This is a genomic window from Chryseolinea lacunae (assembly GCF_016735595.1).
Taxonomy (GTDB): Bacteria; Bacteroidota; Bacteroidia; order Cytophagales; family Cyclobacteriaceae; genus Chryseolinea; species Chryseolinea lacunae.
On sequence record NZ_JAERRB010000006.1, the window covers coordinates 251,156 to 266,855 of the forward strand.

Annotated in this window: 17 protein-coding genes and 1 pseudogene; 12 read left to right on the forward strand and 6 right to left on the reverse strand. The window is 51.0% G+C overall.

Translation table 11 applies throughout. The features are described from left to right. The first annotated feature begins 213 nt into the window (after positions 1 to 213). The gene (locus JI741_RS18900; RefSeq protein ID WP_202012543.1) at positions 214 to 1,080 is read left to right on the forward strand and encodes a nuclear transport factor 2 family protein; all 867 of its coding nucleotides are present in this window, start codon (positions 214 to 216) and stop codon (positions 1,078 to 1,080) included. 66 nt (positions 1,081 to 1,146) lie between these two features. Here JI741_RS18900 and JI741_RS18905 read toward each other — a convergent pair whose 3' ends face one another. Further along, positions 1,147 to 2,514 carry a M20/M25/M40 family metallo-hydrolase gene (locus JI741_RS18905; protein WP_202012545.1) on the reverse strand — a complete coding sequence of 456 codons (1,368 nt, stop codon included), beginning with the start codon at positions 2,512 to 2,514 and terminating at the stop codon, positions 1,147 to 1,149. A gap of 34 nt (positions 2,515 to 2,548) precedes the next feature. After that, positions 2,549 to 2,974: a hypothetical protein gene (locus tag JI741_RS18910; protein ID WP_202012547.1), complete on the reverse strand. Its 426-nt coding sequence runs from the start codon at positions 2,972 to 2,974 to the stop codon at positions 2,549 to 2,551. Positions 2,975 to 3,127: 153 nt separating this feature from the next. On the opposite strand from JI741_RS18910, the gene sdaAA reads away from it, so the two are divergent. Further along, on the forward strand, positions 3,128 to 4,036 hold the full coding sequence (gene sdaAA / locus JI741_RS18915) for an L-serine ammonia-lyase, iron-sulfur-dependent, subunit alpha (protein ID WP_202012549.1): 909 nt from the start codon (positions 3,128 to 3,130) through the stop codon (positions 4,034 to 4,036). 10 nt (positions 4,037 to 4,046) lie between these two features. Here sdaAA and JI741_RS18920 read toward each other — a convergent pair whose 3' ends face one another. Together JI741_RS18920 and upp are read right to left on the reverse strand one after the other, a co-directional pair. Continuing rightward, positions 4,047 to 4,457, reverse strand: a complete 411-nt coding sequence (locus JI741_RS18920; protein ID WP_236676161.1) for a hypothetical protein — start codon at positions 4,455 to 4,457, stop codon at positions 4,047 to 4,049. A gap of 83 nt (positions 4,458 to 4,540) precedes the next feature. Continuing rightward, positions 4,541 to 5,185: a uracil phosphoribosyltransferase gene (gene upp / locus JI741_RS18925; RefSeq protein WP_202012552.1), complete on the reverse strand. Its 645-nt coding sequence runs from the start codon at positions 5,183 to 5,185 to the stop codon at positions 4,541 to 4,543. 115 nt (positions 5,186 to 5,300) lie between these two features. Between upp and JI741_RS18930 the strand changes: the two genes are divergently transcribed. The 8 genes and pseudogenes from JI741_RS18930 (at position 5,301) to JI741_RS18965 (ending at position 12,234) form a co-directional block, all read left to right on the forward strand. Continuing rightward, positions 5,301 to 6,212, forward strand: a complete 912-nt coding sequence (locus JI741_RS18930) for a M20/M25/M40 family metallo-hydrolase (RefSeq protein ID WP_202012554.1) — start codon at positions 5,301 to 5,303, stop codon at positions 6,210 to 6,212. 105 nt (positions 6,213 to 6,317) lie between these two features. Next, a pseudogene (locus tag JI741_RS18935) lies at positions 6,318 to 6,903 on the forward strand (DUF1287 domain-containing protein). Between the two features lie 184 nt (positions 6,904 to 7,087). After that, positions 7,088 to 7,612 carry a hypoxanthine phosphoribosyltransferase gene (hpt, locus tag JI741_RS18940; RefSeq protein WP_202012556.1) on the forward strand — a complete coding sequence of 175 codons (525 nt, stop codon included), beginning with the start codon at positions 7,088 to 7,090 and terminating at the stop codon, positions 7,610 to 7,612. 101 nt (positions 7,613 to 7,713) lie between these two features. Further along, complete coding sequence (locus tag JI741_RS18945) at positions 7,714 to 8,295, forward strand: adenylate kinase (RefSeq protein WP_202012558.1); 582 nt, start codon at positions 7,714 to 7,716, stop codon at positions 8,293 to 8,295. Between the two features lie 66 nt (positions 8,296 to 8,361). After that, the gene (obgE, locus tag JI741_RS18950) at positions 8,362 to 9,351 is read left to right on the forward strand and encodes a GTPase ObgE (RefSeq protein ID WP_202012561.1); all 990 of its coding nucleotides are present in this window, start codon (positions 8,362 to 8,364) and stop codon (positions 9,349 to 9,351) included. Positions 9,352 to 9,479: 128 nt separating this feature from the next. Next, on the forward strand, positions 9,480 to 10,037 hold the full coding sequence (locus JI741_RS18955) for a nucleotide exchange factor GrpE (protein WP_236676162.1): 558 nt from the start codon (positions 9,480 to 9,482) through the stop codon (positions 10,035 to 10,037). A 37-nt stretch (positions 10,038 to 10,074) separates the two neighbouring features. Then, positions 10,075 to 11,205: a molecular chaperone DnaJ gene (gene dnaJ / locus JI741_RS18960; RefSeq protein ID WP_202012565.1), complete on the forward strand. Its 1,131-nt coding sequence runs from the start codon at positions 10,075 to 10,077 to the stop codon at positions 11,203 to 11,205. A 123-nt stretch (positions 11,206 to 11,328) separates the two neighbouring features. Then, complete coding sequence (locus tag JI741_RS18965; RefSeq protein ID WP_202012567.1) at positions 11,329 to 12,234, forward strand: toast rack family protein; 906 nt, start codon at positions 11,329 to 11,331, stop codon at positions 12,232 to 12,234. A 67-nt stretch (positions 12,235 to 12,301) separates the two neighbouring features. Here JI741_RS18965 and JI741_RS18970 read toward each other — a convergent pair whose 3' ends face one another. Further along, positions 12,302 to 12,667: a nuclear transport factor 2 family protein gene (locus JI741_RS18970; protein ID WP_202012569.1), complete on the reverse strand. Its 366-nt coding sequence runs from the start codon at positions 12,665 to 12,667 to the stop codon at positions 12,302 to 12,304. An 80-nt stretch (positions 12,668 to 12,747) separates the two neighbouring features. Then, the gene (locus tag JI741_RS18975) at positions 12,748 to 13,239 is read right to left on the reverse strand and encodes a Crp/Fnr family transcriptional regulator (RefSeq protein ID WP_202012571.1); all 492 of its coding nucleotides are present in this window, start codon (positions 13,237 to 13,239) and stop codon (positions 12,748 to 12,750) included. Between the two features lie 177 nt (positions 13,240 to 13,416). Between JI741_RS18975 and JI741_RS18980 the strand changes: the two genes are divergently transcribed. Together JI741_RS18980 and JI741_RS18985 are read left to right on the forward strand one after the other, a co-directional pair. Then, positions 13,417 to 14,331: an ABC transporter ATP-binding protein gene (locus JI741_RS18980; RefSeq protein ID WP_202012573.1), complete on the forward strand. Its 915-nt coding sequence runs from the start codon at positions 13,417 to 13,419 to the stop codon at positions 14,329 to 14,331. Then, entirely contained in the window at positions 14,324 to 15,631 is a 1,308-nt protein-coding gene (locus JI741_RS18985) for an ABC transporter permease (protein WP_202012575.1), read from the forward strand. Before JI741_RS18980 ends, JI741_RS18985 begins: the two co-directional genes overlap by 8 nt. The last annotated feature ends 69 nt before the right edge of the window (positions 15,632 to 15,700 follow it).

Here is a 15,700-nt window from a genome sequence, read left to right on the forward strand (position 1 = left end):
CTAATATTGCGAAGAAAAAATACTGAAATGCCGACTGCTTCACAACGATTCAGTCAAATAAATGTTGCTTTCACACTTATGTTGATACGTTTTTTGCCCATACGATGTACGTAGTTTATGCCCCAAAAAAATACCGTGACCCGGAGGATGTATCGACCTTCGTTCGGAGGATGTGAAATGGTAACTTGACACCACAACCCAACCGCTGATCACATGCGTCTCTTTATTATTTTATTACTGCTCACCGTGTCGCCCATGCTTCGGGCACAACTTCAAAATGCCAATCTGCAAGCCATGGTGGATGCAGAGCGCGCGTTTATTAAGATGGCCAAAGATGAAAACACACGCGACGCCTTCCTGCATTTTCTGAGCGACGACGCCGTGACAACAGGACCCGATGGCCCGACGAAAGGCAAAGACGGCATCCGCAGCCAGCCCGTATCGCCGGGATGGCTATGGTGGGAAGTTGCATTTTGCGACATCGCCGCTTCGGGCGACATGGGCTACAACACCGGCCCGTGGGAGTTTCGCGTTCAGCCCACCGACGACAAAGCTGTGGCGTTTGGCGAGTTTCATTCGCTCTGGAAAAAACAACCGGACGGCACCTGGAAAAACATTCTTGACATCGGCATTCGTCACGGCGCGCCTGCCAAAAAAACAACCTTGTCTACTACGCAACTGCCGTTGACAGCCTCAGCTTCCAACGGAAACACCACAACCTCAACCCTGCTCGAGGTGGATGCTGCTTTTCTAAAGGAGTATGTTATCAAAGAAACTTCGGCCTACAAAAAATACGGCTCCGGCGAACTGCGCTTGTCGCGTGAAGGTGAGTTCCCGTTCGTGTCTAAAGAAACCCAACAGCGTTACTTCGACAGTGCTCATCCCAAGCCTGCAAACCTGCATGCTGTAGACGGAGGTGTTGCGTCATCGGGCGACCTGGGCTATGTGTATGGCACGGCCGATGTGAATGTGAGCGTGAAAGGTGAGCCTGTTCAAAAGAAAGCAACGTATCTGCGCGTCTGGAAAAAAGAAAAGAACAAGGACTGGAAAATTGTGCTGGATGTGTTGACGTACAACTAACCTGTTTAAAAAACGCGTGGCCCCGAAGTTTGAACATCAGGGCCACGCGTTTATTTTTTTTGTTTTCTAGAATCCGTACTTATCAATCAGATACACCAGGGCCGTCATGGATGCCGCGCCAAGTTCGAGTTCGCGTTTGCTCACTTTGTCGATGGTGTCTTCGGGAGTGTGGTGATAGTCGAAGTAGCGTTGTGAATCGGGCAGGTATTCAAAGACGGCAACGCCCTGCGGAGCCAACGGTCCGATGTCGGCACCACCACTCTCCTGGTTAAAGTCGGTGAGTCCATAAGGTTCGAGCAGGGGCTTCCAGCTTTTCACTTTTGTCTTCACCGCTTCCGTTGCACTCATCGAAAATCCTCTTGGTGCAAAACCACCACGATCGGACTCGATGGCCGCAATGTGTTTTTCTTTTTTAAGCTCCGCCTGTTTGGCATACTCTAATCCTCCACGCAAACCGTTTTCCTCATTCATGAACATCACGGCGCGAATGGTTCGCTTGGGTTTGATGCCCATTATTTTAAAGAGACGCAACACTTCCATGGCCTGAACACAGCCAGCGCCATCGTCGTGAGCACCCTGTGCCAGATCCCACGAATCGAGGTGGCCACCCACCACAATGATCTCGTCGGGATATTCATAGCCTTTAATTTCGCCGATCACATTGAACGACGGCGCGTCAGGGAGCATTTCGCAATGTGTTTCGAAATAGAACTGCACTTCCTTTTCTTCCTTAATCAATTTGCTGAGGCGTTCGGCATGTTTGGTGCTGATGGCAATGGCGGGAATTTTTGGAACGTTGGGAGTGTAGCGCAAGGCGCCCGTGTGAGGATAGTCTTCCTGGTTCAAGCCCATGGAGCGCACCACCACACCCACCGCACCAAACTTGGCAGCTTCTGACGCACCAAAGGCGCGCTGATCAACGGCACCACCATACGCCTCAAACGCATCAACTTTGGTAGGGTCCATGGGGCGGTTGAAGAATATGATTTTGCCTTTTATGTTTTTCTCGCCCAGCTTTTTCAGATCGTCAAAGTTTTTCACTTCAAGAATCACACCGGTCACGCCGCCGGGGCCGGTGCCCACAGAATTTCCTAGCGCGCAAACATTCACATCGATGGGGCCCGATTTTTTTGTATTCAAAATTCGTCCCACTTCCTGCTGGCCGCGAAGCCAATGAGGCACCATCACCGGTTGAAGCCAAACCGAGTCGGCCACATTTTCAAGTTCGTGACGGCTCCACTCCACACCCGCTGCCGCACCAGGCGAACCCGTGAGTCTGGAACCAACACGCGTGGTGAGGTATTCGAGCCACGGATAGGATTTTCCATCCACGAGTTCCTTATCAAAAATTTGTTTGATGGCCGATTCGTCTGTGGATTGCGCCACGGCACCGACTGTGATGAACGAGAAAAGCAGGAGTAGTGTTTTTTTCATGAATGCATTTTTAGCATGTGAACGGATAAAGATATCAGTTGGTTAAATGAGCTGATTTCAAAATGTACATGTGATGGTTGGGGTCTTTGTCATTCAGAATGAGCACGCCTTCCATCACGATGGCTTTGGATGTAAACTTAATTTTTTCTGATGAATCGATCTCCATCACCGTTTCAGGTCCGGCGGCGCCGCAGAAATAGCAGAGGTTGAAGGGAAGCGCCGAGAGCATGAAGCGCGACTGATCGCCCACTTCGGCAAGGGGAATGACATAACCTTTGATTTTGATCTTCTTACCCTGAAACGTTTTGAGGTGTTTGCTGAACAAGGGTACCTCCACCTCGTAGCCGTCTTTGTCCTTCCGGTTTTCGAAGCCCACCTCCGCCAGCGTTGTCCAGAAATTTTCCTGGGCAAACGCGCAAACGCTCCCTCCCAACAACAGTGCTAACAGAAGTTTCTTCATGCTTCTCAAAGTAAAACCAAGACGCTGACTTATAAAAACCTTAATCCGTGATTTTGAGAACGAATTAGTGTTCACAATCGTTTGAAATTGACCACAAATAGAAGAATTTTACGAGGCAAAAACCCTCCGGTCCTTACCTAATTTCAAATACCTATGGCATTTCTCTTCGACTCGTTTGAAGGCTGGAAAAAATATAGCGACGAACAACACCTGTCGCTGGTGGATGTTGTGCTTGAGTATGAAGAAACGCAAAAAGGCCACAACGCCGACGACACGCGGAAAGGTTTGATGAAAGCCTGGCTTGTGATGAAAGATGCCGTGCATACTGGCCTGGAAGAAGACATGACATCGCGCTCGGGCATGATCAACAACGGCGCGAAAAAAGTGTATCGCTATCCAAAGGCTGTGCTGTCGCGCGAATTTCAGCAGCTCATTGCGCGCGCGTTGGCAGCCAAGGAAGTGAACTCGTGCATGGGTCGTGTGGTGGCCGCGCCCACGGCAGGCGCCAGTGGCATCATGCCGGGTGTGCTCTACACGCTTCAGGAAATTCATCAGATTGAAGATTCTAAAATTATCGATGCCATGTTGATCTCGGCGGGCATCGCGCTGATCATGGAGCAGAAGGCTTCCATCGCCGGAGCCGTGGGCGGATGCCAGGCCGAAACGGGAACCGCCGCCGCCATGGGAGCCGGGGCCATTGTCTATTGTCTGGATGGCAACACCGAACAGATTTTCAACGGCGTGGCCATCACGGTTCAGTGTATGCTGGGGCTGGTGTGTGATCCTGTGGCAGGACTGGTGGAAATTCCGTGCGTGGTGCGCAATGCCAGCGCGGCAGCCATCGCCAACAGCTCGGCACAAATTGCATTGGCCGATGTGAGCAGCGTTATTCCTGTTGACGAAGTGATTGAAGCGATGGGCGAAATTGGCGCCAGCATGGAAACGCGCTATAAAGAAACTGCCCTGGGAGGATTAGCCGCCACCAAAACCGGACAAGCCATCGCGAAGAGAGTTTTGATTCGCGACATCGAGATTCTTCCCGACGAACAAATGCCGGCGTAACGTGAACTCTTTATTGCACAAAGTCGGGCAACACCTTGTTGCCAAAGAAATATATCGCGCCACTAAAAATCACCGACCACAACGCGGCGCTCACAAACATGTAGACAATTATTTTTTCTTTTGGACTGCCCGAGCTCACGGCCAGCAATGTGCCGCCGATGGGAGTGAGTAAGATGGGCGTTAATGCCGCCACACCAACCAGTCCATACTTTTTCCAGATGCCCACAAACTTGCGGTTGTTGGACGTGAAGCGGTTGCGTTTCTTAAAAATGCGGGAGAAAACTTTTTCTTTCATCCAGTTTCCAAAATAGGTGAGCGACACCACCACAGTCATCATGCCCGCCACCGTGGCCAGAATGGTGGTGACCATGTTGAGCTGCGACGCATAGCCAGCCAACGGGCCAAAGATGAATTTCAGCATGCTGGCAAAATATACTGGTATAGCTTTTAGTATCTCCTCCCACATAATGCCCTAAAGCTGCGAATTTCTTTTGAATACATGTGCTATAACTTTTCACCAAAGCTCAGGTCGCCCGCATCGCCCAAACCCGGCACAATATAGAACTGGTCGTTCAAATGTTCGTCGATGGCGCATGTCCACAGCGAGTGGGGCACGTCAACGTGTTGGCCCACATGCGATATGCCTTCGGGCACACTCACCAGCGACGCGATGTATAGATGAGAGGGTTTGCCATTCTTCACCAAGGCATCAACCGCACGCACAATAGATTTGCCGGTGGCCAGCATGGGGTCGACCAGAATCACTTCCCTTCCTGCCAGGGTTGGGGTGGCCACATAATCCAGGTTAACAAAAATTTCTTCGTGTCCTTCCTGGCGATAGGCGCCCACAAAGCCGGCGTCGGACCGGTCAAAGAAATCGAGAAAGCCCTGAAAGTAAGGCAACCCCGCCCGCATGATGGTGATGAGCACCGGCGGTTGTGCCATGCGTGGAATGGTGGATGAGCCCAACGGCGTTTCTACGCGGGCGGTGCCATAGTGCATCTTCTGTGAAATTTCGTAGGCCATGATCTGCCCGAGACGCTGTGCGTTTTTTCTGAACCTCAACCGGTCCTTCTGGATTTGCTTGTCGCGAAGCTCGGCTAAAAAATGATTCGCGATGGAATTCCGTTCACTCAAATTAAAAAGCATAAGGCGACTTTTTTCTAACGAAAATTTAGAATAAAGTTGTGGGACTAACTATCAAATCCAAAAAGAAACACACCTCTTTGCGGATGTCATTCACCCCCGCGTCAAAAAAGAAACCATGAAGCTCTTAAAACAACTGTGCGAAGTGCACGCGCCCTCCGGAAATGAAGTAGGCATGACGCAGTTCCTCCTGAAGTATATCGCCAAAGAAAAAAAGAAGTGGAAAACACAACCCGAAGTTTTCGCGGGCGACGATTTTCAGGATTGCATCATCCTCAAGTTTGGCAAACCCCGCACGGCCATCTTCGCACACATCGACAGCATCGGGTTCACGGTGCGCTACATGAATCAACTGCTACCCATCGGAAGTCCCGACGCACCGCCCGGCACCTGGCTGGTGGGCGAAGACTCGCAAGGTCCCATTGAATGTGAGCTTGAGTTTGACAACGACCATCATGCGTTCTACAAATTCGGACGACAAATTGACCGCGGCACAGAGCTGACCTACAAGATTGATTTTCGCGACACCAAAAATTTTATTCAAACACCCTACCTCGACAACCGTCTGGGAGTATATAACGCGCTGAAAGTTGCCGAGACGTTGAAAGACGGTGTGATCGTTTTCAGTTGCTGGGAAGAACACGGCGGAGGCTCGGTGCCTTATCTCGCAAAATTTATCTATGAAAAATGGAACGTGCGGCAAGCGCTGGTGAGCGACATCACGTGGGTTTCGGATGGCGTGGCGCACGGCAAGGGCGTTGCCATTTCGATGCGCGACCGGAATCTTCCACGGCGAAGCTTTGTGGACCGCATCATTGCCATTGCCCGGAAAAGAAAAGTGGCGCATCAATTGGAAGTGGAAGGCATGGGCTCGAGCGACGGCCGGGAATTGCAAGTGGCGCCCTATCCATTCGACTGGTGTTTTGTGGGGGCGCCCGAACAAGATGCACACACGCCTCATGAGAAAGTGCACAAGGATGATATTGAATCGATGATTAAGTTGTATGGGTGGTTGATGAAAGATTTATAAACGTTCGTGTTCCGGCATCCTCATTCTTCGTAAGAAAATAAAATCGTGGACGGCGATCCAACGCCAACTCAAATTTTCGTTTTGTCAAAGATTAAAACCTAAGGCATGATTTTTCGATTAACGTTTTTGCTGGTGGCGCTCGTTGTTGGCGATGAAAAGTTCAACATCAAACTTTCGCGCGCGGCCCTGGCGCTCACCCACGACACTGTGCAGTATGATCCTGCATACTTTTCAATTCCCTATCCCAATGGCGATGTGCCGACCGGCAAAGGTGTGTGCACCGACGTGGTGATCCGCGCCTACCGCAAGGTGGGCATCGATCTTCAGAAAGAAGTTCACGTGGACATGAAAGCGCATTTCAAGCTGTACCCCCAGCGTTGGGGCATGAAGGGCACCGATACCAACATCGATCACCGGCGCGTGCCCAACCTCATGACGTTCTTCAAACGCTTCGGCACAGAAATAAAAATCACCAAAAATGCCGGCGACTATGCTCCGGGCGACATTGTGACATGGGACCTCGGTGGCGGTGTGGGGCATCGGCATTGTGGTGGGTGAAAAATCTTCAGAAGGAGCGCCACTTGTTGTGCACAACATTGGCCGTGGCCAGGAACTGTCTGATTGTTTGTTCACGTATGCCATCACCGGTCACTACCGCTATGAGCCTAAAGGCCAGCCCGGTCATGGATAGCGATCTCCTTAATTACGTATTCACAACTCGTTTTTAACGCTGTCTATTGGGCGTTAGGCTTTTCTTTTATGCCGCTGTGGTGGTGTGTTTCGGGCTTTTTGCATGGAAGAGCGAATCTCAAAATGTAATCGCTTTCAAATTCTAAGATTCTGCTATTTTTGCACTCCCTTAGCCGGGAAGCATTATGCAGATCAAGGATTTAGAGTTCAAGCAGTTCATTAACAAGTCGAAAATTCAGCAACAGGTTAAAGCGCTGGCGGAAACCATAAACGCCGACTACCAGGGCAAATCGCCTGTGTTTTTGCCTATCCTCAACGGCTCGTTCATTTTTGCGGCCGACCTCATCAAACAAATTGAAGTGCCGTGCAAAGTGTCGTTTGTGAAAATTTCGTCCTATGTGGGCACGGCCAGTTCGGGACAAATGAAGACGCTGATCGGCCTGGAAGAAAGTTTATTCAACCAGGACATCATCATTGTAGAAGACATTGTTGATACGGGCCTCACGTTGCAAAAGATCGTGGAAGAGTTGAAGAGCCTGGGCACAAAGTCTGTTGAAGTAGTTGCCCTGCTTCGCAAACAACCCGCCCGCGAAAAAATGGTGGACGTGAAATATGTGGGATTCGAAATTGAAAACGAGTTTGTGCTGGGCTATGGGTTGGACTACGACGGCCTTGGCCGCAACCTGAAAGATGTGTATAAGGCATCTTAAAATTCGGATAACCCATTCGTAATTCGAATTTTCATTCCTTATCTTCGTCAGCTTGATGAAAACCAAACCACACTTTTTTTAACGTAAACGACAACGCTCACATGATCAACCTTATTCTCTTCGGCCCCCCCGGCGCAGGCAAAGGCACACAAAGTGCTAAAATCATAGAAAAATATTCCCTGATGCACATCTCCACCGGCGACTTGTTCCGGAAACATTTGAAGGAGGGAACGCCCCTGGGCAAGCTTGCTCAATCGTATATGTCGAAGGGCGATCTGGTGCCTGACCAAGTGGTGATTGACATGGTGGACGACAAGATTAAAGAGAGTGGCAACATTGCCGGCATCATCTTCGACGGCTTTCCCCGCACAAAACCCCAAGCCGAAGCGTTAGACAAACTGCTTGGCGCAAAGGGCGCTCCCATCAAAGTGCTTATCGAATTGGTGGTGCCTGAAGATGAACTGAAGACACGCCTCGCCAAACGCGCCATCAAAGAAAACCGCCCCGACGACGCGAAGCCCGAAGTGATTGAAAACCGGATCAACGTATACAAAGCGGAAACCCTTTCGGTAGCCGACTACTATAAAAAACATGGCAAATATTCGTCGATTGTAGGTGTGGGCGAAGAGGCCAGCATCTTCGCGAACCTTTGCCGCGAAATCGACAAAAGCCTTTTGCTGTAGGATTGATTTTCCGCACCAGCAAAAGCATTCACTACTCCTACTTACGAACAGAACCCATAGCGCACCGTGTCTTCTCCCAACTTCATTGACTACATTAAATTTTGTTCCCGGTCAGGACACGGTGGCGCGGGCTATTTACATTTTCACCGCGAAAAATTCATACAACACGGTGGCCCTGACGGGGGCAACGGAGGCCGTGGAGGCCATGTGATCCTGAGAGGCAACGCCCAGCACTGGACGCTGCTGCACTTGAAATATCGCAAGCACGTGATCGCCACCAACGGCAACCGCGGCGAAGAGCAGGACCGCACCGGCATGGACGGCAAAGACGAGATCATCGACGTTCCACTGGGCACCGTGGCCAAGCGCGCCGACTCCGACGACATACTTTTCGAAATCACCGAAGACGGCAAAGAATACATCCTCACTCCGGGTGGTCGCGGCGGCAAGGGCAATGCGCACTTTGCCACCTCCACCAACCAGGCACCCCAGCATGCTCAACCCGGCGAGCCGGGCAAGGAAGAATGGATCGTGCTCGAACTAAAACTGCTGGCCGACGTGGGCCTTGTGGGGTTTCCAAACGCAGGCAAGTCAACACTGCTGTCGGTGGTGTCGGCCGCCAAACCCAAAATCGGCGACTACCCTTTCACAACACTCACCCCAAACCTGGGCGTGGTTTCTTATCGCAACGACTTGTCTTTTGTGATGGCCGACATACCGGGCATCATTGAAGGTGCCGCCGAAGGCAAAGGCCTAGGCATTCGTTTTCTCCGTCACATCGAACGCAACTCGCTTCTCCTGTTCCTCATTCCGGCCGATGCCAAAGACATTCGTGCGGAATATGACATTCTCCTCAACGAACTGCGCAAATACAACCCCGAGCTCCTCGACAAAAAGCGCCTGCTGGCCATCTCCAAGTCCGACATGCTCGACGACGAGCTGAAGGAGGCCCTTAAAAAAGAAGTTCCCACCGATCTGCCCGTCGTGTTCATTTCGTCGGTCACGCAGCAAGGGCTTTTGGAGCTGAAGGACCTGATCTGGAAAAGCCTGCACTAATACGCCAGCCCACCCCGTCTGAAAATGCCAATCTGGCATTAAAATACCTTTGGCAAAATTGTTGACATTTGCCCCTTGTTAATTTTCCAGCCTTTATGACTAGAGAAAACACTGTAAATGAAAACGAAATGAGCCAAAACGAAGAAATCATCTCTGAAAATAGCGAGACTGCGGAAAATGTGGCAGCGCAACCTGAAGCTGCACAGACAGAAGGTGGCGCCGCCGAAAAACCGGCAGAAGACCCCGCCGCGAAGCTTCAGCAGGAGCTTGAAGAACAAAAGGACAAATACATCCGCCTCTATTCGGAGTTCGACAATTTCAGACGCCGCACGGCCAAAGAAAAGCTCGAACTCATTCAATCGGCCAACGAGCAATTGCTGCAAAAGCTGTTGCCCGTAGCCGACGACTTTGAGCGCGCCGAAAAATCGTTCAAAGACAAAAACGACAAAGAGCTGGAAGGCTTTTTCCTGATCTCCAACAAATTCAAGAAAACCCTCGAACAGTCGGGTCTGAAAGTGATGGAGATAGCCATACCCGGCGAATTCAATCCCGACTTTCACGAAGCCATCACACAGGTTCCTGTGCCCGACGAAGCCCAGAAGGGAAAGATCGTTGACGTGGTTGAGAAAGGATATTTATTAAACGAGAAAGTAGTACGGTTTGCCAAGGTGGTGATCGGAGCCTGATCCGAATCACTCTGGCCATCATCCAATCTATAATTCCATGTCAGCAAAAAGAGATTATTACGAAATACTGGGCGTAACCAAGTCGGCCACCGCCGACGAAATCAAGAAGGCCTATCGCAAGGTAGCCATTCAGTTTCACCCTGATAAAAATCCGGACAACAAGGAAGCCGAAGACAAATTCAAAGAGGCCGCCGAAGCGTATGAAATATTGAGCGATGCAGACAAGCGCGCCAAATACGATCGCTTTGGCCATGCCCGCCAGGGCAACGGAGGGTTTGGGGGCCACGAAATGAACATGGAGGACATCTTCAGCCAGTTTGGAGATATTTTCGGTGGCGGAGGTGGCGGCAGCCCCTTCGAAAGTTTCTTTGGTGGCAGCTCGAGCCGCGGTGGCAAGCGGGTGCGCAAAGGTTCAAACCTGCGCATCAAGCTGAAGCTTACGCTCGAAGAAGTGGCCAACGGTGTGGAAAAGAAAATCAAAGTGAACCGCCTCATGCGGGCCGAGGGCGTGACGTTCAAAACGTGCACCACCTGCCAGGGCGCGGGCCAGGTTCGAAAAGTGGTGAACACCATGCTGGGCCAGATGGTATCGGCCAGCACCTGCCCTACCTGCGACGGTTCGGGCCAGGTAATCGAAAAACGTCCCGCGGGCGTTGACAGCTCCGGGCTGGTTTCGAAAGAAGAAATTCTGTCGGTGAAAATTCCGGCCGGCGTGGCCGATGGCATGCAGTTGTCTATGTCGGGCAAAGGCAACGAGGCCCCTGGGGGCGGCGTGGCCGGCGACCTGCTCATCCTCATCGAAGAACAGGAAGACAAAGTGCTGAAACGCGACGGCAACAACCTTGTCTATGATTTATACATCAGCTTTGTGGACGCGGCCATCGGCACCAGCATTGAAGTGCCTTCGGTGGGCGGCAAAGTGAAGATCAAAATAGATCCCGGCACCCAAAGCGGAAAAATCCTCCGCCTGCGCGGAAAAGGCCTGAAAGACATCAACGGCTATGAAACCGGCGACCAGTTGATCTATGTGAATGTATGGACGCCCAAAAAGCTGACATCTGAAGAAAAGGCCAAATTGGAGAGCCTGCGCACCTCCCCCAACTTCGAACCGAGTCCTGACGCAAACGAAAAAGGCTTTTTCGAGCGAATGAAGGAATTTTTTAATTGATGTAGTAACAACCCTTTGGATATGGACCCCGTTTACTCCCTGTAAGCGGGGTCTTTTTTTTACTATTTCACCTTTAAACTTACACGCCGTAACCCTCAGAGGGTAAGGCCGTAAATACTCGTCATGCAGAAAAAGATTTGGTTAACATGTTGCGGCGTTGCACTTGTGGGGATGGCATTGGGGCAGATTAAGAAGCAATTCACCGTAGAAGACTCCCAATCTTGCGAAAACATCAGGCTTTCGCTGAAAGCCAATAGCGGCAATTGCTTTATAAAACCCTCCCACAACCCCGAAATCCTTAACGTATTCAGCAATCAGACCGAAACCAACTATGCCCACAATTTCCGCAAGGAGGTGAAAGGCAAAACATGTGAGGTGTTGCTTAACCTGGAAGAAACCCAATCGGAAGGCCTGAGCCAGACCATTTCGGCCCGCTTCTTTGGCGCCTCTGCCGAAGCCCCCGAAAACGACAAGCTGTGGAAGATGTACTTAACCGATGCAAAGCCCTATTTTCTGGAGCTTAATTATGGCGTGGGCAATGCCAATGTGGATCTTTCCGGCCTGGCTATCAAAAAACTGAAAATAAGCACCGGCAGCGCCGACGTTAACGTAGGCTACCCGTCGTCGCTCCAAAACCAGATCGACATGGACACGTTCTCCGTGAAAGTGGACCTGGGCTCGATCAATGTGAAGAGCATCAATCTTTCACGTGCACGCGTGGTGATGGCCGATGTGGGTTTTGGCAACATGACCCTCGACTTCAGCAACAAGCCCCTGGTGAGCAACCGCGTGAAAGGCAGCGTAGGCGCCGGAAACCTCCTCATCATTCTGCCCAACGATCAAACCCCGGTGCTGGTGCACATCAAAGATTCATGGCTTTGCAGCGTGAAGCTTCCCGGTGGTCTTAAAAAAATCGGCGACAGCACGTTTGCCAACGCGGCCTACACCAAAGACGCCAAGAACTCCCTCACGTTCGATCTCGACGTGGCCATGGGCAACATCACCTTCCGGCCTGCCGAATCGCACTAGGCACCTCACAAACATTTTCCATCCCAAATCAACGACTCCACTACCCGTAGAGTCGCATTCGTTTTTATCAGGCATGGGCACACGCCGTCACGAACGGCATGTTGCTGACGACCGACCACGTTTCGCCCTCCTGAACCAACTGCAAAAACACATGCATCACCGTTTGTTTTCCCTGAAGCGTGTAGGACGCCACAGCGGTTGGTCCCATGACCTGCACCGACACGTCTGCGATGACGTAGGTGTCGCCACCCGCTTTGTTGGTTTCGATCAAAGCCAGGTAGTCGCCTTTTGAAAGAAACGATGTGCGGCCCGCCGTGCTGGCATTGGTGATGACGCTGAACTGAGCGTGAAGAAGCGTCGACATCCCCACAACGTCACGATGGGTGAGGGCCGCGACATACGCCTCGATCACCCCGATGATTTTGTTTTCCATTGCGTTTTTTTTTGATGACAAAGAAACGGGGCTATAGCCTCACATCATTTGACGATCGTCACAAAACGATGTGGGGTTGTCTATTGTATCCGCTTCCGGATGCGGCTCAGGGTTTCGCGTGCCACGCCAAGGTAAGTGGCCAGGTGCTGCAGCGGCACGCGTTGAACCAGGTTGGGGTGGTGCTCCAGGATGAATTGATAACGTTCAGCCGGTGCATAGAGGGTGAACAAACTTGAGTAGGCGTTCTGCCGGATCATCATCTGTTCAACAATGGTTTTGCCGATCGACTCAAACACGGTCGCCTGTTTGTAGAGCGTCAACATTTTTTCGCGGTCGCAATAGATTACCGTTGTTTCTTCGAGGGCTTCCAGCGCATGCCGCGAAGGTTGCTGCAACGTGATGCTTTCGAAGTCGCTGGCAAAATCGTTTTCAAAATAAAAATGGTGGCTGATCTCCACACCTTCTTTCAAGGCATAGGAACGGACGGCTCCGCGCACAATAAAAAACAAGCCGCGACAAAACCTTCGTTCAGCAGCCTTGCCTTGGCACCATAGCGGCGTTCCGACAGGCATGCTGCAAACGTTGACCATTCCGGGTCGGTGAGCGGGCGGATGGTGCCCAGCAGTTGATGCAACACAGAAAACATGAGCCGTTATCGTTTAGAAAAAACTAATGTTTCAAAGAGAATACTTTAATTCTGTAATTTCCAGTGTTGATTGGATACTAATTTCGCACAAAACCAAACCTCAGTGGACGCACTCACCGCGCATCATGTCACCAAACGCTACACCAACCATGTGGCGCTCGACCAGGTCAGCTTAACCATTCCGCAACAAACCATCTTTGGCCTTCTGGGGCCAAACGGGGCGGGCAAAACCACGCTGATCCGCATCATCAACCAAATTATCAATGCCGACAGCGGCGAGATCACCGTGTTTGGTGAACGGCTGCAGGAAAAACACATCGGCACCATCGGCTACCTGCCCGAAGAACGCGGGCTCTATAAGAAACTGAAAGTGGGCGAGCAGCTTGTGTATCTCGCGCAGCTGAAAGGCCTTTCGCGCAAAGACGCTTCCGAAAAAAGCAAGGCGTGGATGCGCAAGTTTGAAATCACCGACTGGTGGAACAAGAAGGTGGAAGACCTCAGCAAGGGCATGGCCCAAAAGGTGCAGTTCATCAGCACGGTGATGCACGAGCCCCGGCTCATCATTCTCGACGAACCCTTTTCCGGATTCGACCCCGTGAACGCCCAGCTCATCACCAAAGAAATTCTGGAGCTGAAAGAAAAAGGCTGCACCGTTATCTTTTCCACCCACCGCATGGAAACCGTGGAGGATCTCTGCGACCACATCGCCCTCATCAACAAATCCAAAAAAATTCTGGAAGGCTCGAAGAAACAAGTGAAAGACACCTACCGGAGCAACACGTTTCTGGTGGAACACAAAGGCATCTTCAGTCTCACGTCAGACAACTATGAGCTGGTGGAACAAAAGAATGTGGAAGACAACTATTTCAGATCTGTTGTGAAAGCAAAAGACATCTCGTCGCCCAACCAACTCATACGCGACCTCACTTCCGTGACGGAAGTGCACAGCTTTATTGAAAAAATACCAACCATGAGCGAAATATTCATTACCCTGGTGAAAGGAGGCAGCGATGAATAAAGTATTCCTGATCATCCAGCGCGAGTTTCTGAACCGTGTTCAGAAAAAATCATTTTTGATCGCCACGATTCTGCTACCGCTCATCTTCCCGGCGATTATGGCGGTGTTGGTGTATGTTTCCATTCAGCAAAAAAAGAACGCCACCAAACAAGTCATTCAGTATGTTGACAACAGCGGGTTCTTTGTGCCCGACAGCTCCAAATTTTTGTTCCGCAAATTTGATGGATCGGTAGACGACGCAAAGAAAGCTTTTCAACATTCGGAAAGCTATTACGGCCTGCTCTACATTCCGAAATTCGAGTTGTCGCATCCCAACGGGTTGACGCTCTACACCAAAGTGAATCCCAGCCCCAGCGACATTGGCAACATTGAAGGCATGATGGCCAATCGCGTGAAGGAATTGAAGATGCAGAAGTTCAGCATCGATCAAAAAGTGCTCGACAGTTTGAAGACCGACATCTCCATCGCGAACGTGAACGTGTCGGACGCGGGGCAGGAGAAAGCCTCCAACTCTAAAGTGTTGTTGGGCGTGGGCGTGGCAGCGGGCATCCTGATGTATATGTTCATCTTTATTTATGGTGCCCAGATCATGCAGGGCATCATCGAAGAAAAAACCAGCAAGGTGGTGGAAGTGATCGTGTCGTCGGTGCGGCCCTTCCAGCTCATGATGGGGAAAATTATCGGGTTGGCTTCGGTGGGGCTACTTCAGTTTCTGATCTGGATCGTGCTCATCACCACGTTGTCGTCGGTGGTGTTGGCCTACTTCGGGTTGCAGATGCCGCAACAGCAAATGATGAACGAGATGGCGCAGAACAATCCGGGCATGCAAGCGGGCCCCGACATAACGTCCTTCATGGAAATGGTGTGGCAGATTCCGTTTGGCTATGTGATCTTCAACTTCCTGTTCTACTTCCTTGGCGGATACCTGCTCTATGGCGCATTGTTTGCCGCCGTGGGTTCGGCGGTCGATAGTCCCGCAGAAGCACAGCAGTTTATGTTTCCCATCACCATACCGTTGCTGATTTCCTACTTTGGATTGTTCACGTTCATTCTTGACGATCCGCACAGTTCCATCAGCGTGTGGCTTTCCATCATACCGTTCACGTCGCCCATTGCCATGATGGGGCGCATTGCGTTTGGTGTGCCCGCATGGCAGCTTGCACTTTCCATGGTGTCGCTCATTGGCGGGTTCATGTTCACCACGTGGGTGGCCGGGCGCATCTATCGTGTAGGCATTCTCATGCACGGCACCAAAATCAACTATAAGGTGATGGCCAAATGGTTTATGCAGAAGGGATAGGCCGACCAACCTGAACCAAAAAATCTTTCTTAAAAAACCGGATGATGCCCATCCGGTTTTTTATTTATC